At 60.4% G+C, this 22,466-nt stretch carries 18 protein-coding genes and 7 tRNA genes; 16 read left to right on the plus strand and 9 right to left on the minus strand.

Translation table 11 applies throughout. From position 1 onward, the window contains the following. Window positions 1-174: 174 nt before the first annotated feature. Complete coding sequence (locus F8O05_RS04320; protein WP_158051532.1) at window positions 175-633, minus strand: DUF3093 domain-containing protein; 459 nt, start codon at window positions 631-633, stop codon at window positions 175-177. Between the two features lie 85 nt (window positions 634-718). Between F8O05_RS04320 and dut the strand changes: the two genes are divergently transcribed. From dut to dxs, 5 genes are all read left to right on the plus strand, one after another. Beyond that, on the plus strand, window positions 719-1,153 hold the full coding sequence (dut, locus tag F8O05_RS04325) for a dUTP diphosphatase (RefSeq protein ID WP_158051533.1): 435 nt from the start codon (window positions 719-721) through the stop codon (window positions 1,151-1,153). 71 nt (window positions 1,154-1,224) lie between these two features. Beyond that, complete coding sequence (locus F8O05_RS04330; RefSeq protein WP_158051534.1) at window positions 1,225-1,992, plus strand: DUF3710 domain-containing protein; 768 nt, start codon at window positions 1,225-1,227, stop codon at window positions 1,990-1,992. 3 nt (window positions 1,993-1,995) lie between these two features. After that, window positions 1,996-2,799: a DUF3159 domain-containing protein gene (locus tag F8O05_RS04335; protein ID WP_158051535.1), complete on the plus strand. Its 804-nt coding sequence runs from the start codon at window positions 1,996-1,998 to the stop codon at window positions 2,797-2,799. 68 nt (window positions 2,800-2,867) lie between these two features. After that, on the plus strand, window positions 2,868-5,684 hold the full coding sequence (gene acnA / locus F8O05_RS04340) for an aconitate hydratase AcnA (RefSeq protein WP_158051536.1): 2,817 nt from the start codon (window positions 2,868-2,870) through the stop codon (window positions 5,682-5,684). A gap of 187 nt (window positions 5,685-5,871) precedes the next feature. Next, window positions 5,872-7,842: a 1-deoxy-D-xylulose-5-phosphate synthase gene (gene dxs / locus F8O05_RS04345; RefSeq protein ID WP_225735726.1), complete on the plus strand. Its 1,971-nt coding sequence runs from the start codon at window positions 5,872-5,874 to the stop codon at window positions 7,840-7,842. Between the two features lie 135 nt (window positions 7,843-7,977). Here dxs and F8O05_RS04350 read toward each other — a convergent pair whose 3' ends face one another. From F8O05_RS04350 to F8O05_RS04365, 4 genes are all read right to left on the minus strand, one after another. Beyond that, complete coding sequence (locus F8O05_RS04350) at window positions 7,978-10,131, minus strand: 3-hydroxyacyl-CoA dehydrogenase NAD-binding domain-containing protein (protein WP_158051538.1); 2,154 nt, start codon at window positions 10,129-10,131, stop codon at window positions 7,978-7,980. Window positions 10,132-10,139: 8 nt separating this feature from the next. Next, window positions 10,140-11,351, minus strand: a complete 1,212-nt coding sequence (locus F8O05_RS04355; protein WP_158051539.1) for a thiolase family protein — start codon at window positions 11,349-11,351, stop codon at window positions 10,140-10,142. 73 nt (window positions 11,352-11,424) lie between these two features. Then, window positions 11,425-12,633, minus strand: coding sequence for an HRDC domain-containing protein (locus tag F8O05_RS04360; protein WP_158051540.1), 1,209 nt, complete (start codon window positions 12,631-12,633; stop codon window positions 11,425-11,427). Then, the gene (locus F8O05_RS04365; RefSeq protein WP_225735727.1) at window positions 12,620-13,207 is read right to left on the minus strand and encodes a DUF3000 domain-containing protein; all 588 of its coding nucleotides are present in this window, start codon (window positions 13,205-13,207) and stop codon (window positions 12,620-12,622) included. Before F8O05_RS04365 ends, F8O05_RS04360 begins: the two co-directional genes overlap by 14 nt. A gap of 86 nt (window positions 13,208-13,293) precedes the next feature. Between F8O05_RS04365 and F8O05_RS04370 the strand changes: the two genes are divergently transcribed. Beyond that, window positions 13,294-14,472, plus strand: a complete 1,179-nt coding sequence (locus tag F8O05_RS04370) for an alpha/beta hydrolase family protein (protein WP_158051541.1) — start codon at window positions 13,294-13,296, stop codon at window positions 14,470-14,472. On the opposite strand, the gene F8O05_RS04375 is transcribed toward F8O05_RS04370, so the two are convergent. The 3 genes from F8O05_RS04375 to F8O05_RS04385 all read right to left on the minus strand — a co-directional run bounded on the left by F8O05_RS04375 (window position 14,469) and on the right by F8O05_RS04385 (window position 16,654). Next, a complete protein-coding gene (locus F8O05_RS04375; RefSeq protein WP_225735755.1) occupies window positions 14,469-15,233 on the minus strand; it encodes a dihydrofolate reductase family protein in 765 nt (254 codons plus the stop codon). The two genes, F8O05_RS04370 and F8O05_RS04375, sit on opposite strands and share 4 nt — an antisense overlap. Window positions 15,234-15,308: 75 nt before the next feature. Beyond that, window positions 15,309-15,752 carry a SufE family protein gene (locus F8O05_RS04380; protein WP_158051543.1) on the minus strand — a complete coding sequence of 148 codons (444 nt, stop codon included), beginning with the start codon at window positions 15,750-15,752 and terminating at the stop codon, window positions 15,309-15,311. After that, window positions 15,749-16,654 carry a sulfurtransferase gene (locus tag F8O05_RS04385; RefSeq protein WP_158051544.1) on the minus strand — a complete coding sequence of 302 codons (906 nt, stop codon included), beginning with the start codon at window positions 16,652-16,654 and terminating at the stop codon, window positions 15,749-15,751. Before F8O05_RS04385 ends, F8O05_RS04380 begins: the two co-directional genes overlap by 4 nt. Before the next feature lie 208 nt (window positions 16,655-16,862). Here F8O05_RS04385 and zapE point away from each other — a divergent pair, with 208 nt between their 5' ends. From zapE to F8O05_RS04400, 3 genes are all read left to right on the plus strand, one after another. Then, window positions 16,863-17,873 (plus strand): cell division protein ZapE, encoded by a 1,011-nt coding sequence (zapE, locus tag F8O05_RS04390; protein ID WP_158051545.1) that lies wholly within the window; start codon window positions 16,863-16,865, stop codon window positions 17,871-17,873. A gap of 247 nt (window positions 17,874-18,120) precedes the next feature. Beyond that, complete coding sequence (locus F8O05_RS04395; protein ID WP_158051546.1) at window positions 18,121-18,756, plus strand: GntR family transcriptional regulator; 636 nt, start codon at window positions 18,121-18,123, stop codon at window positions 18,754-18,756. 166 nt (window positions 18,757-18,922) lie between these two features. Continuing rightward, window positions 18,923-20,122, plus strand: a complete 1,200-nt coding sequence (locus tag F8O05_RS04400; RefSeq protein ID WP_158051751.1) for an amidohydrolase — start codon at window positions 18,923-18,925, stop codon at window positions 20,120-20,122. 134 nt (window positions 20,123-20,256) lie between these two features. Here F8O05_RS04400 and F8O05_RS04405 read toward each other — a convergent pair. Then, a tRNA-Val gene (locus F8O05_RS04405) sits at window positions 20,257-20,328 on the minus strand. A gap of 257 nt (window positions 20,329-20,585) precedes the next feature. Here F8O05_RS04405 and F8O05_RS04410 point away from each other — a divergent pair. The 7 genes from F8O05_RS04410 (at window position 20,586) to F8O05_RS04440 (ending at window position 22,239) form a co-directional block, all read left to right on the plus strand. Then, window positions 20,586-20,658 (plus strand) — tRNA-Gly (locus F8O05_RS04410). 50 nt (window positions 20,659-20,708) lie between these two features. Then, window positions 20,709-20,779: transfer RNA gene (locus tag F8O05_RS04415), tRNA-Cys, on the plus strand. Window positions 20,780-20,808: 29 nt separating this feature from the next. Beyond that, window positions 20,809-20,880 (plus strand) — tRNA-Val (locus tag F8O05_RS04420). 189 nt (window positions 20,881-21,069) lie between these two features. Next, the gene (locus tag F8O05_RS04425) at window positions 21,070-21,852 is read left to right on the plus strand and encodes a ribonuclease HI (RefSeq protein WP_192497034.1); all 783 of its coding nucleotides are present in this window, start codon (window positions 21,070-21,072) and stop codon (window positions 21,850-21,852) included. A gap of 84 nt (window positions 21,853-21,936) precedes the next feature. After that, window positions 21,937-22,009, plus strand: a tRNA-Gly gene (locus F8O05_RS04430). 60 nt (window positions 22,010-22,069) lie between these two features. Next, a tRNA-Cys gene (locus tag F8O05_RS04435) sits at window positions 22,070-22,140 on the plus strand. A gap of 27 nt (window positions 22,141-22,167) precedes the next feature. After that, window positions 22,168-22,239 (plus strand) — tRNA-Val (locus F8O05_RS04440). Window positions 22,240-22,466 lie beyond the last annotated feature (227 nt).

Consider the following 22,466-nt stretch of genomic DNA (forward strand, 5'->3'; position numbering starts at 1 on the left):
CTGTACGACGCCGTTCACACAATACTGTGGCGCGATCGGACTCAGCCGAGTCTGATCGCGTCACAGTTGTTTTCCGGTCGCGTGTTTTCCAGTTGCGTCACATTCGCGACTCCGTGGGGAGTAGCTGCCATGGCCCGGGCTTCATTTGCGGTTGCTGCGGATGCAGTTCGGCGACTATTTCGTCTCGGGTAATTGTGAAGTGGCCTCGCGGATAGCGGCAACGACCTTCTCCGGTTCCCGCGTGGAAAACAGCCAATACGGGATGGGATCGTGTTCATCCACGATTTCCACTTGAGCGGATGTCGACACCCAACCGCGCAGGCAGGTCCAGGCGCGTGCATCCAAGTTGGGGCCAGCCTGTAAACGGGCGTCGTCTGCCGTGGGGTGTGCGGTGGCCGTGCCTACATGTTGTAGGGGTACCTTGGCGGAGCCCACGCGCAGCGTGGTCTTGTCGACTTCGATCATTGGGGATCCCGTGTACAGCGTAATCAAATAGCCCGCGTAGAGCGCGATCGCGAGGATGCCGCCAACCAGCTTATTGATGGGCATGAAGACCACGAAGACTGCCGGGACAATCATGGCGCCGATAATGTAGACCCAGATCGATGGAGAGACTCGTTCGCGGTAAATCACTTCCTCATTTCACCATCTTGATTAATGAGGATCCTGAGATTTTTCGCGCAATGAGTCTTCAAGCCAAGTCGGCTAGCCTTTGATCGTGACTGCTCCGATTCAGATTCCGTTCACTGGCCAAACTCCGACCCACGCTAATCCCGGCGACGCTGGCGCGGACCTCTACGCGGCCGAGACCGTAACGCTCGCGCCGGGGGAGCGCGCGCTCATTGGCACCGGTACGTCGATCGCGTTGCCGGAGCGAACCGTTGGCCTGGTGGCGCCTCGATCGGGGCTTGCCGCGAAGCACGGCATCACGATCGTGAATGCACCGGGAGTGATCGACTCTGGTTACCGCGGCGAGCTTAAGGTCACGCTGCTGAACACCGATCCGCGAGAGCCGTATATTGTGAGCGCCGGTGACCGGATTGCCCAACTCTTAGTGCTGCCGATTCCAGCAGTTGAATTCGTGCCCGTGGCGACGCTTCCGGATGGCGAGCGCGGGGATGCCGGGTTTGGGTCGACCGGGTACAACGGATAGGTAAATAACCGTACGCACCGGTTGTAAGAATCGAACGGCGTCCAGGTGAGAAAGGTCTAGGCGAGGAAAACATGGGACTGTTTGACATTTTCAAGCGCAAAGAAGAGGTCATCAAGGCTGATCGGCTCGTTATTGAGGACGAAGAAGCCGATGCCGCTGCGCTCGAGAATGACGCCGCTGAGGACGAGCCTGCGGAGTACGAGAAAGAAGCGCCGAAGGACCGTGCGGAGCACGGTCCCCTGGATATTTCCGAATACGACGGTGAGGGCTCGTATATCGACCTCGGGCCGCTTCGTATCCCGGCCCGCAGCGGTTTGGCCTTGCGGTTGGAATTTGAAGACAAAACGAAGCGCGTGATTGCTGTGGGGCTTGATTTCGAAGGCTCGACGCTACAGGTGCAGGCGTTCGCCTCGCCGCGTTCCAGCGGGCTGTGGCGGGATGTGCGCACCAAGCTGGCGGCGCAGGTTGCGAAGCAGGGTGGGCGTTCGGAAGAGAAGAGCACCGCGCTTGGTATTTCCCTACGCACCTCGGTTCCGATTGTGCAGGGCGGTGACAAACTTCGCGTCGTTCAATTTTTCGGAGTGGATGGGCCGCGCTGGTTCTTGCGCGGCGTCGTCTCTGGGCAAGCTACAGCTGATGACTCAAAGCTCAAAACAATGATTGAGATTTTCCGCGGGGTGGTGGTTGATCGAGGAAATAACCCGATTCCGCCTCGCGATTTGTTGCCACTTACGGTTCCCGAAGCCATGGCGCAGCAGATGGCTGCCGCGGCGGCCAAGCAACGTGAGCAGCGAAACCAGTTGGCTGCGAAGCAGCGCGAACAGCAGGCGGGTAAATAGCCAATGGCCGAGGAAGTAACGCCCGAATCGATGAGCGCTGAGGACGCGCAGCTGCAGCAGAAGATTCGTGCTGCCGCGCAAAACTCTGCCCTCGGGAAAGTTGCGGACTCTTCCTCAACTGGTGAGGCACTGCTGGTATCTATGGGCGGGTGGCGAGGCATCGTGGAGGCACTGCTGCCGGGCCTGCTCTTCCTGGTGCTCTATGTGGTGACCACGAGAGTCGTCGCGGATAGCGGAATGCTGCCTTTCGGGCTGGAACCGCTGTGGATTTCGGTCGGGGTACCCGCACTTGCCGGTGCGATCTTCCTGCTGATTCGATGCCTTCGAAAGGAACCCACCGCATCGGCACTTGGCGGGTTGATTGGGCTCCTCGTGAGCGGCTTTTTCGCCCTGCGCAGCGGCGAGGGTACGGACTATTTCTTAGTCGGGTTTTGGACAAATACGGCCTATGGGCTCGCCCTGCTGGTGTCGATGCTCGTGGGTTGGCCCTTGCTCGGGATCATTTCTGGTGCCATGTACGGTTCGTGGCGGGATTGGCGGAAGCAGCCTCGCATCCTCGCTTGGATGCAATTGATCACCGGAGTGTGGGTGGGGCTCTTCGCCGCGCGGCTGGTAGTTCAGCTGCCCATGTACTTCGCGGGTGCGGTAGAGGCACTCGGCGTTGCGCGCCTGCTGATGGGCGCACCACTGTTCGGCGTGTTGGTTGTTATCACTGTGCTGTTTGTGCGCGCGGTGTTCAAGCCACTGGTCGAAGTAGAAGATGCGGAACAATCCGCAACCACAGCGCCCGACTCGGGTCGGGCGTAATTGAGAGATAGAGCAATGGGGTAAGGTATCTTGATATCGAGAGACTTTTCCCGATCGTAAGGAGCACCGTGAGCGCAGTGAACAGCTTCGGGGCCAAAGACGTTCTTAACGTCGACGGCACCGATTACGAGATTTATCGAATTGACAAGGTTGAAGGCTACGAAAAGTTGCCATTCAGCCTTAAGGTTCTGCTTGAGAACCAGCTTCGTACCGAGGACGGTGCGAACGTCACGGCCGACCAGATCAGTGGCATCGGTAACTGGGACCCGAAGGCAGAGCCCAACACCGAGATTCAGTTCACCCCCGCGCGCGTGGTGATGCAGGACTTCACCGGTGTGCCGTGTGTTGTGGACCTCGCCACCATGCGCGAGGCAGTGAAAGAACTCGGCGGTAACCCCGAGCAGATCAATCCGCAGGCTCCGGCCGAGCTGGTTATCGACCACTCCGTGATTGCTGAGTTCTTCGGTGACTCGGATGCCTTCGAGCGCAACGTCGAGATCGAATACCAGCGCAACGGTGAGCGCTACCAGTTCTTGCGTTGGGGCCAGGGTGCCTTCGAAGACTTCAAGGTTGTGCCTCCTGGGACCGGTATCGTCCACCAGGTCAACATTGAGTACCTTGCCCGCGTGACCTTCGTGCGCGAAGCAAATGGCGTCAAGCAGGCGTACCCCGACACTCTCGTGGGAACCGACTCGCACACCACGATGGTGAACGGTCTCGGTGTCCTCGGCTGGGGTGTTGGCGGTATCGAGGCAGAGGCCGCAATGCTCGGCCAGCCCGTATCGATGCTGATTCCAAAGGTTGTCGGCTTCAAGCTCAAGGGCTCGATCCCGATGGGTGTGACCGCGACTGACGTCGTGCTCACCATCACCGACATGCTTCGCCAGCACGGAGTTGTCGGCAAGTTTGTGGAATTCTACGGCGACGGTGTCGGCGCCGTGCCGCTGGCAAACCGCGCCACCATCGGTAACATGTCGCCCGAGTTCGGTTCGACGGCCGCGATGTTCCCGATCGATGAGGAGACGCTTAACTACCTGCGTTTCACCGGTCGTTCGGAGGAGCAGGTCCGTCTCGTCGAGGCTTACTCGAAGGAACAGCACCTGTGGCACGACCCTTCGATCGAGCCCGAATTCTCCGAGTACCTCGAGCTCGACCTGGCAACCGTGGTTCCCTCGATCGCGGGTCCCCGCCGTCCGCAGGACCGCATCGAGCTCACCGATGCCAAGAAGCAGTTCGCGAGCGACCTCGGCGACTACGCCGGCACCGAGATGGACTTCGTTGATGTCCTCAGCGAGGCGAGCTTCCCCGCATCCGACGCCGGCAAGCTCATGGGCGAAGACGTCGACTCGCTCCACTACGAGCGGGCAGGCCACGAGTTCAACCGTGCCACGAAGCCGGTGACCGTCAAGGACGGCGAGAAGGAATTCGAGATTGACCACGGTTCGGTCGCGATTGCCGCGATCACCTCGTGCACCAACACCTCGAACCCCTCGGTCATGATGGCTGCCGGTATGCTCGCGCGCAACGCAGTGGAGAAGGGCCTGCAGACCAAGCCCTGGGTCAAGACCACTCTGGCTCCGGGTTCGAAGGTTGTCACCAACTACTACGACAAGTCGGGCCTGACCGAGTACCTCGACAAGCTTGGCTTTTACCTGGTCGGTTACGGCTGCACCACCTGCATCGGTAACTCGGGTCCGCTCGACGAGCCGATTTCGGAAGCCATCAACGAGAATGACCTCGCGGTCACGGCAGTGCTTTCGGGTAACCGTAACTTCGAGGGACGCATCAACCCCGATGTCAAGATGAACTACCTCGCGTCGCCCCCGCTAGTTGTGGCGTATGCGCTGGCGGGCTCGATGGACTTCGATTTCGACAAGGAGCCCCTCGGTAAGGACAAGGACGGGGGCGAGGTCTTCCTCAAGGACATCTGGCCCTCGGCTGACGAGGTACAGAAGGTTATCGATGAGTCCATCGACACCGACATGTACACCAACGAGTACGCCTCGGTCTTTGAGGGTGACGAGCGCTGGCGTTCGCTGCCCACCCCGACCGGTGCAACCTTCGAGTGGGACGAGAACTCGACCTACGTCCGCAAGCCTTCGTACTTCGACGGCATGACCCTTGAGCTCACCCCGGTTGAGGACATCAAGGACGCTCGTGTGCTCGTGAAGCTCGGCGACTCGACCACCACCGACCACATTTCGCCGGCCGGTTCGATCGCTGCCGCGAGCCCCGCGGGTCAGTACCTTGCTAGCCACGGCGTTGAGCGTCGCGACTTCAACTCCTACGGTTCGCGCCGTGGTAACCACGAGATCATGATCCGCGGTACCTTCGCGAACATTCGTCTGAAGAACCTGCTTTTGGATGGCGTTGAGGGTGGTCACACTCGCGACTTCACCCAGGACGGTGGCCCGCAGTCGTACATCTACGATGCCGCGCAGAACTACGCCGCTCAAGACACCCCGCTCGTGGTCATCGCGGGCAAGGAATACGGCACCGGTTCTTCGCGTGACTGGGCTGCCAAGGGTACGAGCCTCCTCGGCGTCAAGGCCGTGATCACCGAAAGCTTCGAGCGTATTCACCGTTCGAACCTCATCGGTATGGGCGTTGTGCCGCTGCAGTTCCCCGAGGGTGAGTCGGCCGATTCGCTGGGCCTTGACGGTACCGAAAGCTTCTCGATTGAGGGTCTGACGGAACTCAATGAGGGCCGCACCCCGAAGACCGTGAAGGTTACCGCAACGCCCACCGACTTCTCGGCCGAGGGCCGCGAACCGGTTGTCTTCGACGCTGTCGTGCGGATCGACACACCGGGTGAAGCGGACTACTACCGCAACGGTGGCATTCTGCAGTACGTGCTGCGTTCGCTCGTTGAGAAGCAGAAGTAGTCACTCACCGCGAGTCTGACTCCTTGCCTTTGGCGGGCCAGGGCGGAGCGGAAGAGCATTCTTTCGACCGCGCTGGCCCGCCAATCACATTAACCGAATGGCAGGCTTCCAGGTGTGCCAGGGTTAGGATTGGGCGATATTCGGGCAGCAAAGGAAGCTCGTTCGGGATCGAATGCAGGGGGAGCACTTGGGCAAAGCAATTCTTCCCACCATTTCTCAGCCGAGCGATTTGCGCGGCCTGAGTTCGCGCGCGATGAAACAACTTGCCGCGGAGATTCGTGCTTTCCTCATCGAACATGTCTCACGCACCGGTGGCCATCTGGGTCCCAACCTTGGCGTGGTCGAGCTCACCCTGGCGATACATCGTGTGTTTGATTCACCACGCGATGCGATCGTGTTCGATACTGGCCATCAGTCCTACGTCCACAAACTCCTTACCGGTAGGCAGGATTTTGATCGCCTTCGAGAGCGAGGTGGTCTCGCTGGCTACCCGCAACGCGCCGAATCGGTGCACGACATTGTGGAGTCCTCGCACGCATCCAGCTCGCTGAGTTGGGCGGATGGGATCTCCCGCGCATGGCACCTTGCGGGGGAGGACGACCGGTCGGTGGTCGCCGTCGTCGGCGACGGCGCACTCACCGGGGGTATGACCTGGGAAGCGTTGAATAATATCAGTGACGACAACAGTCGTCGGATGGTTATTGTCATCAACGACAACGGTCGTTCCTATGCGCCAACAATCGGTGGCGTCGGCCGGTTCCTCAATCGAGTCCGCACCGACCGCACTTACACGACTTGGCAGCGCCGTTCCGGTGAAGCTTTTTCGAAGGTCGGTGGCAAGCTCGGTCGCAGCGTGTTTCGCGCGGTTCGTGGCGGGATGCACGGCTTCCTTTCGCGCTTTTCGAATGTGGATCGGCTGTATTCCAATCTCGACATCAAGTATCTCGGACCAATCGACGGTCACGATATCGCGGCGCTCGAGGAGGCGCTGCGACAGGCGGAGCGCTATTGCGGACCGGTGATCGTGCACGCGATTACCGAAAAGGGGCACGGCTATCGCCTCGCCACCGAGGACCGCAACGACCAGTTCCACGCGGTTGGACAAATCGATCCAAGCACGGGTGAACCGCTTGCTGTGGACGAGGGGCAGTCGTGGACCGGAGTCTTTGGTGAAGAGATGCTGAAGCTTGCTGGCGAGCGGGAAGACGTTGTTGCCGTGACGGCGGCAATGCTCCGACCGGTTGGCCTAGCCCCAATGAAGGCGGCATATCCCGAACGGGTGATTGACGTGGGTATCGCTGAACAGCACGCCGTCACTTCGGCCGCCGGCATGGCGTTCGGAGGCTTGCATCCGGTCGTGGCGATCTATGCGACGTTCATGAATCGCGCATTCGATCAGGTGCTGATGGACGTGGGGCTTCATCGTGCGCCGGTTACCTTTGTGCTGGATCGGGCTGGCATCACGGGGCCGGACGGGCCGAGCCACCACGGCATGTGGGACCTCGCGCTACTGCAAGTGGTCCCAGGAATTCGAATGGCCGCACCGCGCGATGCGACCCGGCTGCGCGAAGAGCTCCGGGAGGCTGTCGCCGTGGACGATGCGCCTACTGTTCTGCGTTATTCGAAAGGACTCGTAGGCGAAGATATCGAGGCGGTATCGCGACTCGATGACGGCGTGGATGTACTCAAGCTCGGTTCGGTGAGCGATGTCCTCATCGTCGCCGTCGGGTCAATGGCGAGGGTTGCGCTTGAGGTCGCGGATTTTCTCGAGGCGCAGGGCATCGGCGCCACGGTTGTTGACCCGCGCTGGGTGGTGCCGGTTCCGGAGTCCGTCATCGAACTCGCACGACATCACCGATTCGTGGTTTCTTTGGAAGATGGCGTCCGAATCGGCGGCATCGGTACCCGCATCCGGCAGGATCTACGTGCCGCGGACGTCGAGGTGGCAGTCACGGAACTGGGGCTGCCAGACGAATTCCTCGATCACGCTTCTCGATCCCAGATTTTGGAGGATGTGGGACTCACCTCGCGAAAAATCGGCCGGGACCTCGTGGCCCAGATTCTTGGATCTGAGGTACCTAGAAGCCGCCCCGCAGCGGACGTCACCGCAGCACTCTCGCTCGCAGAAATCATCCAGGAGCTCGAAGCGAATCAGTGATCTCGCGGGCGACCCTTTGGTAGGTGTTCACCCTGTGGAAATGCGGTTGAAGGTTCCCTGCGCGGATAGGAAGAAGCCCTTTTGGGACTGCTGGGCGCAGTCCCAAAAGGGCTTCCGGAAGCGAAGCTGTGGCGACTAGAGGTGTGCCACGCCTCGGATCACTGGCGAATGGAATGTCGTCCCAAAGGCCTTTTCGCTGGCCCCAACACGGTCGAGGTAGGGAGTGATGCCACCTGAGTACAGCGGGAAACCAGCGCCTAGAATCAGGCACAGGTCAATGTCCTTGACTGCTTGGACCACCTGTTCCTCAAGCATGATGTGGATCTCATCGGCGAGTCCCGTCTCGACTCGATCACGGAATTCAGGGCCGGTCATCGGGGTATTCGCCTCGGTGCCGACAATCTTCTTGAATTCCTTCGTGTAGCCCTTCTTCTGCCCCTTCCCATCACGTTCGATCAGCTTTGCTCCGGCATCGGCGAGCTGATCAAGGTTCTTCGATTCGAAGAAGCGCTCGGGGAAGGGTGCATGGTGTGACTCCAACACATGCGCGCCAACCTTCAAGCCAACGAGCTCGAGGAGCTCGAAGGGGGTCATGGGGAGGCCCAGGGGCTCTAGGGCGGTGTCGACCACGTCAATTGGCGTGCCGGTATCCACCGCGTGCATCGCCTCCCCGAGGATCTTTGCGAGCACACGGTTGACCACGAATCCCGGGCGGTCACGGGTAATGACAGCCGACTTCTTGAGGTTCTTGGCAACGGCCATGGCCGTGGCAAGCGTTTCCTCGTCGGTCTTCGTGGCGTTGACCACTTCGATTAGCGGCATTACCGCGACGGGGTTGAAGAAGTGGAAACCGACAAAGCGCTCGGGCCGCTGCAGGACGCTCGCGATCTCATCCACTGAGAGCGATGAAGTGTTGGTTGCAAGAATGGCGTCCTCGGAGACAATCTTCTCGAGGTCAGTGAAGACATCCTGCTTCACCTTGACCTCCTCAAAGACCGCTTCGATCGCCCAGTCGCAGTCGGCGAACTGCGAGCGGTCGGTGGTGCCGGTTACGAGAGCCTTGAGCCGGTTGTGGTTGTCCGCGTCGAGTCTTCCCTTGGCGGCAAGCTTGTCGAGTTCGGCGTGCACCCCCGCAACTCCGCGGTCCACGCGATCTTGATCAATATCAGTCATGATGACTGGGACTTTGAGTCGTCGCACAAAGAGCGTGGCAAACTGCGTGGCCATCAGACCAGCACCGACGATTCCGACCTTCGAAATCTTTCGCGCGAGTGATTTATCGGGAGCACCTGCGGGACGCTTCGCGCGCTTCTGTACGAGGTTGAAGGCATACATCGAGGCCACAAACTGGTCGCCAACGATGAGCTCGCCGAGAGCTTCGTTTTCGGCCTCAAAACCCTTGGCTCGGTCATTGTGTTTCGCGATCGCGAGAATGTCGAGTGCGCGGAAAGGCGCTACCGGCACGGTGCCGAGGCGCGCTTCGACGGCTTTGCGGGCAATCTTGATCGCGACATCCCATTTCACCGCACGCTCGACCTTGCCCGGTTGGTTGGGTCGCGAAACCTTCTCATTGCCGGAGAGCACCGCATCGGCAAACTTCAGCGAGTCCTCGAGGAAGTTCACGGGCTCGATGAGCCGGTCGAAAATCCCGAGTTCGAATGCCTGCTGCGGCTGCAACATCCGATTCATCTTCAGCGGGTTCTCGATAATGACCTTAAGCGCATTCTCAATGCCGATGAGGTTTGGCAGCAGGGTCGCGCCACCCCAGCCGGGAACGAGGCCCAGATAGGCCTCGGGGAGCGCCACCGCCGGGCAGGATGCGTCGATGGTCCGGTAATCGGAGTTGAGGGCAATTTCGAGCCCACCACCGAGGGCAAGGCCGTTGACGAAGGCGAAGCTCGGTACTCCCATATCGCTGAGCATGCCGAGAGTGTTGTGTCCGAGTTCTGCGAGGAGACGGCCTTCTCGAGGGCTCGGAATTTGGTCCACGAGGGAGAGGTCGGCGCCGGCGGCGAAGCTGAATCGTTTGCCGGTGATCGCGATGGCGTCGATCTCTTTTGCCTTGGCCCGTGATCGAAGGTTCTCGAGTGTCTGCCCAAGCGCGACGAGGGTGTTGGGACCGAGCGTATTGGGACGTTTGTAGTCCTGATTATTGTCGAGCGTAATCAGCACCAGCACCTTGCCCGAGGGCAGGGTGATATCGCGGACCTTCGCTTCGGTAATAACCTCGCCCTCAACCGCATTGGCGAGGGAATCGTAGTAACTGGGGTCGAATGGTTGGATCTTCAATTCCGCTTCTACTTTCCTGCTCGCGCGTGCTTCTTACGGTTCCAGTTTGGGTTCTCCCAAATCATGGTGCCGCCCTGACCGAGGCCGACACACATGGCGGTAACGCCGTATCGCACCTCCGGGTGCTCTTCGAATTGATTAGCCAGCTGCATCATGAGGCGAACACCGCTCGCGGCCAGCGGGTGACCGATGGCAATTGCGCCCCCGTAGGGGTTTACCGAGGGGTCATCGTCGGCAATCCCGAAGTGGTCGAGGAAAGAGAGTACCTGCACGGCAAATGCTTCATTCAGTTCGAACAGTCCAATGTCGTCGATCTTGAGTCCCGCGCGTTTGAGCGCGCGTTCGGTCGATGGCACGGGCCCGAGGCCCATGACCTCGGGCTGAACACCGGCAAATCCGAATGACACCAGGCGCATCCGCGGTTTGAGACCGAGTTCCTTGACGGCGTCCTTTGACGCGAGAATCGAGGCTGTGGCGCCGTCGGTGAGCGGGGAAGCGTTTCCCGCAGTGACCTTGCCGTGCGGGCGGAAGGGGGGCTTCAGACCGCTCAGACCTTCCATACTGGTATCGGGGCGTGGATGCTCGTCGCGGATCGCGAGGCCCCAGCCGGCTTCCGATTCGATGGCTACGGGCACGAGGTCACGGTCGAACTTGCCCGCCTCATACGCAGCGGCAGTCTTCTGCTGTGAACGCATCGCGTAGTGGTCGGCTCGTTCCTTGGTGAGTTCGGGGAATCGATCGTGCAGCCGTTCGGCGGTGTTGCCCATGTTGAGTGCTTCAGCATCGACGAGCCGCTCGGAAAGAAAGCGTGGGTTGGGATCGGCGTTGAAGCCCATCGGGTGGCGCCCCATGTGTTCGACGCCGCCGGCGATTGCGACATCGTACTGACCGAAGCCGATTGCGCCACCCATGAGCGAAGCAGCGGTCATCGCGCCCGCGCACATGCGGTCAATGGCCAGTCCCGGAACGGAATTCGGCAGACCCGCGAGGAGCGCCGAGGTGCGGCCGAGCGTGAGGCCCTGGTCACCCTGTTGGGTCGTGGCGGCAATGGCCACATCGTCATATCGATCGCCGGGGATTTCGGGGTTGCGTTCAATGAGCGCACGCATGCTCTTGACTACGAGGTCATCCGCACGCGTTTGCCAGTACATCCCTTTCTCTCCGGCACGGCCGAACGGTGTGCGAGCACCATCGATGAAATAGACCTCGGATCCGGTCACGTATCCTCCTAGCCACTTTGTGTCCGCCACTTCGCGGGCAACTCAGCTCACAAGTTTATCCATGCCGTACTAATCAGACAATATCATCTTGTGTAGCAGCGACAAAAGCCTCGGCGATGATTGGGGCTGTGATGTCGATTTGCCACTCGCGTGCTCCCAGCCTAGCGAGTTGTTGCGAAATCGATTCAGCATCCGCGCCGGTTGGCTCCCAGCAAACCTGGCGCAGGAAGGCCGGCGTGAGCAGGTTATCGGTCGGAAGCTGCAGCTCTTCGGCCATGGCCGCGATAGCCGGTCGGGTGATCTTGAATCGAGCATCCGCTTCCGGCCGCTTGTGTTGCCAGGATTTTGGATGCGGCACGCCATTGCGATTGCCGCTTGTGCGCTTCGGGAGGTCGCGGGTCTGCAACCCCCGTTCCACCGCGCTCCACCAGCGGTCAAGCTGCGAACGGGACTGCTTGCCGGTGAACTCCTTGAGCGCCGCAAGCTGGCCGCGGGTGCGCGGCAACGCAGCGGCAGCCGCCGTCAGTGCGCGGTCCGGGACAATTCGGCCCGGAGCAGTGTCAGTCTCCCTGGCGTATTCGTCCCGGGCCAGCCACAGCTCGCGGGCAATCGCGAGCTGGCGAGGAAACCGCAGCGAGTGAATCCTCGAGAGCCTTCGCCAGCGTTCTGGATCCTGCGGTTTTGGGCGAAAATCAAGCAGGAATTCAAACTCCTGCCGTGCCCATTCCGCCTTTCCCGACTCAACAAGCTGCCCTGCCAGCCGATCCCGGAGATCCACGAGGAGCTCAACGTCAAGCGCGGCATACGCGAGCCACGATGTTGGGAGGGGCCTGGTGGACCAATCGTCCGCAGAGTGTGCCTTGGCGAGTTCGATGCCGAGCAGCTCTTCGACCACCGCTCCGAGGCCAACGCGTTCTTTACCGAGCAGTCGAGAGGCGAGCTCGGTGTCAAAAAGGCTAGAAGGAATTAGATCGATTTCGCGCATGCAGGGCAGATCCTGCGTGGCGGCGTGCAGAATCCACTGCTCTTCTTGGATTGCCTCGGCCACCTCGGCCAAGGAGCCGAAGGGGATTGGGTCGATCAACAAGGTGCCGGAGCCCCGCCGAAAAATTTGTACCAAATAGGCGCGGTCGGAGTAGCGAAACCCCGACGCGCGCTCGGTATCGATGGCAACCGGACCGTGACCGGCGCGGAGTCGTTCAACGGCAGAAGTCAACTGCGCGGGGGTATCGATTACATCGAGACCGCCACGCGCTTCGCGACGTGCGTCAGCGGCGGCCATGGTTCCTTGCTTGATGTCGGATGGCGGGGACCTCACTTGAATCTACGGGTGGCAGTCCACTCAGCATACAAAGCAGCGTGCTCCACGCCGAAACGTGCGGCGCTAGATCATCCGACTGCGGTGACCAGGATGCGCGCATCTCGATCTGCGAGCCTTCACCCTGCTCAGTGAGTTCGCCAAACCCTTTGGAATTGACGACGGTAACGGTTCCGGAAGCAAAGTCGTAGTCAGCTTGGTCGTTCTCGAGTGCGTCAATGAGCCAGGACCACGCAACATCGGGGAGCATTGCATCCGCACCGATATCGGTTTCAAGGGGGGCCTGCGCAAAACAGACCACGCGGAAGGGGCCCCGCCAGGCTTCAGGCTCAGACAGATCGTGCAGCATAATGAAGCGGCCGGTGCCAAAATGTGAGTCCCCTTCAAGCTGACCGGGGCTAACATCGGCGGCGAGTGCCAAAGAATTTGGTGCCAAGTCCTCTGGCGGACGGATTTCTTGAACGCGCAGATCGCTTCGGAACTCGACCGCCCGAATTGATTCTGCGGCGCGATCGAATTCCGCTGGAACTGGATGCAAACTGACCACCACGAGACCGAGAGTAAGCACGCGTCACGCAGCGACTTCGCAGGCGCGCCGATGAGTAAGGGGACGACGGGGAAAGTATGGTTCGATCGACGAACTGGACCCTCCGCTTGGGTGCATTTGTGCTCGGAGCGAGTGGCTTTACCGGAGTGACGATTGCGGGTCTCGGCGTTCTACTGGCAAAAACGCTCGTGGCCAGTCGGCCGGTTGCGCCGGAAAACGTGCACGTGTACGCGGTGACCGAAAACCCCGGTACGCCCGGATCGGGTCAGATTGAGTTGCAACGCACGACGGAATCCGAACAGGCCGGACAGTACACGCTGTCCTGGGGCCACGGGCTGGGGCGAGCGATACTTGATGAGACCATCGACGCCACCGCATTTACCGTAACGCGGCGCTATCACGGTGTGGAGGGCGTACCAATTCAGGCAGCGAAGACCGTGCGGGTGATGTCCGCACCGCAACGTGGAATTAAAGACCTGGGACTGCCTTGGGAAACGGTGATGATTCCAACGGAGCTGGGCCGGGCACCGGCGTGGCTCGTGCCCGCAACAGAACCGAAGCCCGGACACTGGATGATTCATGTCCACGGGCGCGGTGCGACGCGCGTAGAGCCACTGCGGACCGTGCCGCTGGCAGCGGAACGCGGTTGGAATTCACTGGTGATCACGTACCGCAACGATCGGGGCGCCCCGTCAGCGCCGGGTGGTCGCTATGGGCTGGGCCTCACCGAATGGCGAGATGTAGACGCCGCAATTGAGTGGGCTGTCTCGAAGGGGGCTCGACGCATCCTGCTTGCCGGATGGTCTATGGGGGGCACCATCGCCGCGCAGGCGTACTTTCGCTCGCGGTACAGCCCGCTCGTCGAAGGGATCATGTTGGAATCGCCGGGCGTCGATTGGCGGGCCACGATCGAATTTCAACCGAGCGTGAAGCACCTGCCAGATCGCTCCAAGCGGTTCGCAAATTGGTTGCTGCACTCACGACTGGGCCGCGCAATTATGCGTCTCAAAGAGCCAATCAATCTGGAAGAAGTCGATCTCGTGGCCCGAGCGCACGAACTGGATGTCCCAGTACTGCTCTTGCATTCCACGGGTGACACTGTCGTCCCAGTTGGTCCGAGCCGGAAGCTCGCTGCCGCTATCCCCGAACTCGTGCAATACGAAGAGTTTGCGGGTGCTCGGCACGTGCGGCTGTGGAACCGAGAGCCGCAGCGCTGGGAACGGGTCGTTGGTCAGTGGCTGGATGAACGCGTCTAAGCGGTGGCCGACTGCCGGGGTGAGTTCGTCACGAGGCGTTGGTACAAGAACTGCGCGGAGTCTTCCAACAGCAACTCGCGCTCAAATTTTGTACCCGCGATGGAACCGGGTAAGGAAGTAGCCTCATTCGGTGCGAACACGGGGGCCTGAGTGAGACAAATCTCGTCGAGCTTGCCCTGATCAAGGAACTGGCTAATGAGCCGATTGCCACCTTCGACCACGATTTGGTGCAGTCCACGGTCTCGTAGGGCCGTGAGCACGCCGTCGAGCGGGAGCTTGCCGTCCTGCGACTCCAGGTGATGGATATGCGCGCCAGGCAGGGTCCGTTCGACCTCCGCTCGTGCAGCCGGAGGGCAACAGACCAAGACCGAAGCTGCCGCATCCTCGGTTGAGATTCGGTGGCCCGCGAGGTTCCCGGACGAGGTGACCACGCACAGCCAGGTAGGCCGAGTCGAGAGGTGTCGCTCATTGCGAAGCGTCTCAGCCCCAACCACGATTGCGTCACTCATCTTGCGGATGATGGTGAGGATGCGACGGTCCGCCCGGTTTGAGAGCGTGTCGGAGGTGCCATCCGACCCCGTGACACGGCCATTGAGCGACCCGATCATGTTCATCCGCACCCAGGCCTGCCGAGGGGGTGTGTAGAGCGCGCGGAGCTGTTCCTCGACAGCAGGGTTGCGCAGGTCGAGCATGTCCGGAGCCACTGCGCTTCTTGTCACCAGCACGTGCAGGAAATCGGGGTCGGGCATGGCCTCGATCACGTGGGACAATGTTCTTCCTTGCTGCAGGCTGGTGATGGATGCGATTGGCTGGGTTTGCCGTGACTTTGCCGGTGGCTAGCTCGCGGCAGCCGTGGTGTGGCTGAGGTGCTCCTGCACCTGGCGCTTGACGCGACCCAGCATCCCGACCATACCGCGAAGTCGCAGGGGGGAGACCTGCTTGGTGATCCCGAGGTCGAACGGGAAGTCTGCCGGGATATCGAGAACCTCTTGAGTGGTGAGGCCACTGAGGCCCTGCACCAGGATGGAGGCAAAGCCGCGCGTGGTGGGGGCTTCTGGCGGAGCTTTTGCGAACATCTTCACGCGGTCATCCACGACTTCGGTCGTGATGAACACGGGGGACTGGCATTCAATGACCTGTTCGAACTCAACATCCGCGTACTGTTCAGGAACCTCTGGGAGCTCGTCCGAAAATTCCAGCAATAGCGTGAGCTTTTCAGCGTCGGGAACGGCGTGGAAATCCTCGCGGATCTCCGCAAGCTGTGCGGGAATATTGCTCATCGCTGCTGCAACTCTCCGGGTTCTTCACCCTTTACGATCGGGACGCCGACAAGTGAACCCCATTCGGTCCATGAGCCGTCGTAGTTACGGACGTGGTCGAAACCAAGCAAATACTGCAGCACGAACCAGGTGTGGCTTGAGCGCTCACCGATACGGCAGTACGCGACAAGGCTCTTAGCCGGCTGATACCCCAACTCGTCTTGGTAGACCGCTTCAAGCTCGGCGCGAGTCTTGAACGTGCTGTCTTCGTTTGCGGCTCGTGCCCAGGGCACGTTCTTTGCCGTGGGGATGTGGCCGCCACGCAGGGCGCCCTCATCGGGGTAATCAGGCATCGTGGTGCGCTCACCCGAATATTCGAGCGGACTGCGCACGTCCAGCAGCGGGCCGCCCACTAGGAGGTGCTCTTGCACCTGGTCGCGGGTGGCACGAATCTTGACGTCATTGCGCGCGACGACCGGATATTCCACCGGGGTACGGGCCGGTATTTCGCGGGTGAGTTCGCGCCCCTCGGCAATCCACTTGTCGCGACCCCCATCAAGCAGCCGCACGTCTTCGTGGCCGAAGAGCGTGAAGACCCACAGCGCGTAGGCAGCCCACCAGTTGGAACGGTCGCCGTAGATCACGACGGTGTCGTCGCGGGAGATGCCAAGGCTGCCGAGCAGTTTCGCGAACCCTTCACCGTCGACGTAGTCGCGAACGACTTCGTCATTGAGGTCCGTGTGCCAGTCGATTTTCACTGCGCCCGGGATGTGCCCGGTGTCGTAGAGCAGGACGTCCTCGTCGGACTCAACTACAACGAGTCCGTCTCGGTCGAGATTCTCAGCAAGCCACTGGGTGGACACGAGACGCTCCGGGTGGGCGTACTCGGCGAATTTTGGCTGCTGATCAAAGTCAATGCTCACGAAACTCTCCTGATCTGATTACGAAACGGGTCGCGCATCCAAGGCTAGACGAGGGCTGTGCGGTGGTGAAGAATATGTCGTCCCGGTCATCTGAAAGCTTAATAATGGAAGCAAATCCGCGTACTGTTGAGTGTCCGAGTATTTTTCGACGCAGGAGCGTTAAGTGGTATCAGGTGGCATCGTCCAGCTAACCGATCGGGTCCCTCAGATGAGCGCCCACGACATGGTGCAGGCACTCGTACCGCCACCGCAGTTCAAGAACGCGAGCTTCGACAACTATATTCCGGACGAGAACCACCCCTCACAGGCCGAATCTGTGGAGCTTTGCCGCGCCTTTGCATGCGACGTCAAGGGTTCGACCAGCGGCGGCCGCGGGTTCTTGTCCCGCATTCTCTTCAGCAAAAAGTCGAGCAGCACGAAGCCAGGGATCTATCTCGACGGTGGCTTCGGCGTTGGTAAGACTCACCTGCTTGCTGCTACCTGGCATGCCTACCCTGGTCGGAAGTATTTCGGCACCTTCATCGAATACACCGCGCTCGTTGGCGCCCTCGGGTATCAGAACGCGGTGAAGGCCTTCACCGGCGCATCGCTGATCGCAATCGACGAATTTGAGCTCGACGATCCGGGTGACACGATGGTGATGTCGAAGCTGCTGGGCGAACTTGTCGCCACGGGCACCTGCGTAATGGCCACCTCGAACACACCGCCGAATGCGCTCGGCGAGGGGCGCTTTGCCGCGCAAGACTTCCTTCGCGAGATCACAAAGCTGGCCGCTGTCTTCGAGACGGTACGCATTGACGGTGTTGACTATCGCCGCCGCGCGGTTGAGGGCAAGGCAGTCGTGACGCCCGCGGCCGAAATTGATGGTCAGGTGGATGCACGGATCGCGTCAGGGGAGACCGTCAGTCGCGACGAGTTCTCGAGTGTGATTGAGCACCTCGCGAAGGTGCACCCCTCGAAGTATGTCCGGATGCTCGACGGGATCGACACGATCGTGATCGATGACGTTCGGGAACTTACGAACCAAGCCGAAGCCTTGCGATTCGTGGCGTTTATCGACCGCGTCTATGACGCGCAGATTCCGATCATTGCCTCAGGGCATTCGCTTGACCAGATCTTCGGTGGTGGGATGCTCGAAGGCGGGTACCGCAAAAAGTACCTGCGCTCGGTCTCGCGACTCATTGCATCCACGGGAGCCGCGACACCGTCGCTCGTATGAGCCGCTGAATGTCAAAACGTCCGGCCGGGAACCTTTCCCGGCCGGACGTTTTTGGTGGGTGGATGCGTGGGGTGCGATTGGCTACTCGACCTCACCCGAGACATCGATCGCTTCGCGGTTCACACCGGTGATGACCGCGTAGGTCAGGCCTGCGATGGCGGCACCGACCAGCGGAGCCAAGCCCGTCTTAATCTACCGAACCTAGCTGAATGGCTGCAGTCGCGATAGCAGGTAGTATACTAAAATTATGCCTCGGCCGAACCAGAAGACGAATGAAGTCCGTGACACGATCCGCGCACGGATTGCAGCAGGTGCGTATCCGCCCTCCTCTCGGCTGGTGGAGCATCGAATCGCAGAAGAACTCGGGGTCTCACGGGTACCTGTGCGGGAGGCGCTGCGTGACCTTCAAGCCGAGGGATACACCAGTGAACGCCCTGGTGGCGGCATGGAGGTGCGGTCCTATTCGGATGCCGAGATCGATGAGCTCATCCTGCTCAATGCAATGTTGGAAGAAGTGCTGGCTGCTAGGTTGGCGCGCACGGCGAACCCCGAACAGGTCGACGCGCTGAGAGACTCGGTATCACGAGCTGGCCTCGCCATAGAGGTGGGTGACGGCGAGAATGCCGTCGAGTTGAACGCACGATTCCACGACGCTCTCCTTGAGCAGTGCCTGGGTACGATCACGCACGAACTGCTCAGCCTGATCCGACCCCGCTTGGCCTGGCTGCACCGTCAGCATAGCGATACCGTGGTGATTCACGCCGAGCATGTCGCGCTAGTCGACGCGATCGCGTCGCACGACGCCGACTTGGTAACACGCCTGCTCCGAGCCCATACGGATACGAGCAGCGATGAAGTGCATGAGCTGAGGCGGAGTTCATGACGGCAGGCCGCGCTCGCGCTTCGCCAAGGAGTGATGAGCGAGACATGGGACCAGCACCAGAGGGCCCGAATGCCAAGGACAACATCGAGGATTCGACGTTCCTTTTCGTCGGTTCCCTGAGCTGCGACCGGATTGTAAACCTAAACGAAAGGAACCCTTGACCGTCATGCTAATCGTAAGCAATGTGCGACCGTGGGGCAAAGCACCCGTGGATCTGCTCATCGAAGCCGGGGTGATTACCGAGGCTCGGCCCCACCGCACCGTCGACCGTGCAGAAGAAGCATCCAGGGTCGAGGTCATTGACGGGCGCGGCCTGCTCGCCCTTCCCGGATTCGTGAACGCGCACGCACACGTGGACAAGAGCTGGTGGGGGCAACCCTGGGTCTCGTACGGAGGCGAGGATACGACGGAGGGCCGGATCGCCCACGAACGCGCCGAGCGAGACAAGTACGGTATTCCTAGCGCGGACGGCGCTACGCGGATACTCCGGGAGTTCCTCCGGCACGGCACTACAGCGACGCGCAGTCACGTCGATGTGGATCTCGGGACGGGGTTGCGCGGACTGCACATGGTGCAGGAGGCTGCCGCAAGCCTCGATGGCGCGATAGATGTGGAGTTGGTCGCATTCCCGCAAGACGGAGTGCTGCGTCGCCCCGGGGTGCTCGACCTGCTCGACCAGGCGGCAGCCGAAGGTCGGATCTCAGCTATCGGAGGGCTCGACCCTGCAACCATCGATCGCGACCCCGTCGGTCAGTTGGATGCGCTGTTCGAGATCGCTGACCGGCGTCAGGTCGGAATCGACATCCACCTCCACGACCATGGCGATCTTGGTGCGTTTCAATACGAGCTACTGATCGAACGCACTCGTGCGCTCGGCCTGGCCGGTCGGGTGAACGTTTCGCACGGTTTTGCTCTGGGTGAGCTTTCTGGTGATGTGTCCGAGAAGATGCTGAACGCGCTGGCCGAGTCAGGGATCAGCTGGACCACCGTCGCCCCTGTCCGCAGCGCACCGTTGCCCTGGCAAGGGATGCGGAACCTCGGAATTCTTCTGGGGTTGGGCACTGATGGCATTCGAGACCTGTGGTCGCCCTTTGGTGACGGTGACATGCTCGCCATTGCACTCGGATTTGCCCGGCTGCACGGTCTTCACACCGACGCAGACCTGACTTACGCTGTCGAGCTGGCCAGCAGTCATGCCGCAAGGTTCGTGGACCGTGACCAGCACGAGCTGAAGCCGGGTTGCCGGGCTGACATCGTGCTCCTGGACGCGCAGAACGTTGCCGACGCCCTGACGCGTGTCGCACCTCGATCGCTGGTGATTGCTGGAGGTAGGGTCGTCGCAACGGAAGGTGAAGTCATCCTGTGACTGGAAGTGGAGTCGGGTGAACCATCCGACACGATTCTTGAACCGTGGGCACGCTGGTCTGTGAGATCGGTATGCTCGCGGTTCGAGCGAGGTCAAACCCGAGGAAGTCGCATGTTTGAGCAGCGACACTTGGGTGGGCCATACTGGGTTCGAACCAGTGACCTCTTCCGTGTGAAGGAAGCGCGCTACCACTGCGCTAATGGCCCATAACGAAGATTTATCTTGCCACATAGTTTCCGGTCTTGGCTAATCAGAGGGTTCGGCGTGTCTGTGGATGTGTTGCGGGTGTCTGCAATGGCGTCCGCTCGTGTCTGACACGCCGTATGTGAGGGTCGCGATCCGCATGGTTGGGGGAATAGCGAAGGAAAACTGCGGGAATTTTCGCTTCAAGTTGGCATTCCTCGGGGGAGTGGTCTAATGTATTTCAAGTGCTGAGGCGCTCGAGAGAGTCGTAAGGCACGATGCGGATGTAGCGCAGTTGGTAGCGCATAACCTTGCCAAGGTTAGGGTCGCGAGTTCGAGTCTCGTCATCCGCTCGAGTGTGATCAAGGCCCACCTTGTTGCACGGGAAATAGAATCCCAACACGGTGACGTGGCCGAGAGGCGAGGCAGCGGCCTGCAAAGCCGTTTACACGGGTTCGAATCCCGTCGTCACCTCGTAACACAGCGAATCTCACAAGAGAAACGCGCGATTGGCGCAGCGGTAGCGCGCTTCCCTGACACGGAAGAGGTCACTGGTTCGATCCCAGTATCGCGCACGAGTCTACGTAGCACGGGTTACCGGCAGTGACCTCGCGAAAACAGGTCAGAAGCGATGCTTCCTCCCTCGAAGTTTTCGCGCTGGTTCGATCCCAGTATCGCGAACGAACAAACTCTGAAACCCCTGCTTCGGCAGGGGTTTTCTCGTCCTTGGAAAGTGTCGGGCAATTGCCCAGATGAGGAGCAAAATGACCTCACCACTCGTAGTTGGAACCGACGGCTCTGCAGTACCCAACCCCGGCCCGTGTGGTTGTGCCTGGGTGGCTGAAGATGGCCGCTGGGGAGCTGAGCATCTTGGGCAGGGAACTAACAACATCGGCGAGCTCACGGCAATCCTTCGGGCCATCCAAGCAAATCCGAACCAACCGCTGCATGTGCTGGCGGACTCTCAATACGCCATCAACTCCGTCACCACATGGGGGCCGGCGTGGCGGCGTAAGGGTGTAACCGGTAAGAAGAATATGGAGCTGATCTTCGAGATTATCGACCTCGTCGAAGCGCGCCGCGCAACCGTTCCGGTGACCTTCGAATGGGTGCGGGCACACGACCGGTCAAACTCCACGCCGCTAAACAGCTTGGCGGATGAGTACGCAAACGCGGCATCCAAGCGTGACTTCGGGGCGCAGACTGGTGTGATTGAGAATATCGCCGAACGTTCGGCCGCAGCGGCCGCGAGGCAGCCTTCTTCGAGTGGCACGAGTCGCACGAGTGGCGGGGATGGTTCTGGCGATAACGGCGCTGCAAAGCGCTCCACAGGGAAGTGGGCAACGATGACTGAACTCGGCAAGCCTCTCGGGCTGTCCGCGGTGCAGGTTGGGAAGATTTTGACGAATGCCGGGCTTCGTGATGGTTCACTCGCGACGGATGCTGCGGTTGCCGACGGCCTTGCGCGTCACCGAAAGATGAAATCTGGCACGGAGTTCTCGGTCTGGGACCGCAAACGAGTCACGGAAATCCTGCGACAACAGTAGGGCCAAAGGTCGATTTGGCAATCCCGATGAATTGCACTAATGTAGTTCGAGTGCTGAGGCGCTCGAGAGAGTCCTAAGCACGATGCGGATGTAGCGCAGTTGGTAGCGCATAACCTTGCCAAGGTTAGGGTCGCGAGTTCGAGTCTCGTCATCCGCTCGAGTGTTGAGGAGGCTAGCTTTCGAGCTGGCCTTCTTGCACGGGAGGCGAATCCCACACGGTGACGTGGCCGAGAGGCGAGGCAGCGGCCTGCAAAGCCGTTTACACGGGTTCGAATCCCGTCGTCACCTCAAAATAGCGAATCTCACAAGAGAAACGCGCGATTGGCGCAGCGGTAGCGCGCTTCCCTGACACGGAAGAGGTCACTGGTTCGATCCCAGTATCGCGCACAGGTTTACTTAGCATCGGTCGCCCGCAGTGACCTCGCAAAAACAGGTCGGAAGCGATGCTTCCTCCCCTGAAGTTTTCGCGCTGGTTCGATCCCAGTATCGCGCACAGATTTAAATACGAAATCATGCCGAGACAGCGTATGTCTCGGCATTCATGTCTTCCTTGACGACAAACTCGAGCGGTCCTAGCGTTTCCTTTATGAGACAGATGTCTCGTTAAGGAGTTC

This window comes from Gulosibacter chungangensis (assembly GCF_008831155.1).
Lineage (GTDB): Bacteria > Actinomycetota > Actinomycetes > Actinomycetales > Microbacteriaceae > Gulosibacter > Gulosibacter chungangensis.

Coding starts and splice junctions, on each gene's coding strand:
- zapE (WP_158051545.1), top strand. CDS start 16,863: ATGAGCGCCCACGACATGGTGCAGGCACTCGTACCGCCACCGCAGTTC.
- F8O05_RS04335 (WP_158051535.1), top strand. CDS start 1,996: ATGGCCGAGGAAGTAACGCCCGAATCGATGAGCGCTGAGGACGCGCAG.
- F8O05_RS04370 (WP_158051541.1), top strand. CDS start 13,294: ATGGTTCGATCGACGAACTGGACCCTCCGCTTGGGTGCATTTGTGCTC.
- F8O05_RS04380 (WP_158051543.1), bottom strand. CDS start 15,752: ATGAGCAATATTCCCGCACAGCTTGCGGAGATCCGCGAGGATTTCCAC.
- F8O05_RS04360 (WP_158051540.1), bottom strand. CDS start 12,633: ATGGCCGCCGCTGACGCACGTCGCGAAGCGCGTGGCGGTCTCGATGTA.
- F8O05_RS04425 (WP_192497034.1), top strand. CDS start 21,070: ATGACCTCACCACTCGTAGTTGGAACCGACGGCTCTGCAGTACCCAAC.
- F8O05_RS04330 (WP_158051534.1), top strand. CDS start 1,225: ATGGGACTGTTTGACATTTTCAAGCGCAAAGAAGAGGTCATCAAGGCT.
- F8O05_RS04395 (WP_158051546.1), top strand. CDS start 18,121: ATGCCTCGGCCGAACCAGAAGACGAATGAAGTCCGTGACACGATCCGC.
- F8O05_RS04400 (WP_158051751.1), top strand. CDS start 18,923: ATGCTAATCGTAAGCAATGTGCGACCGTGGGGCAAAGCACCCGTGGAT.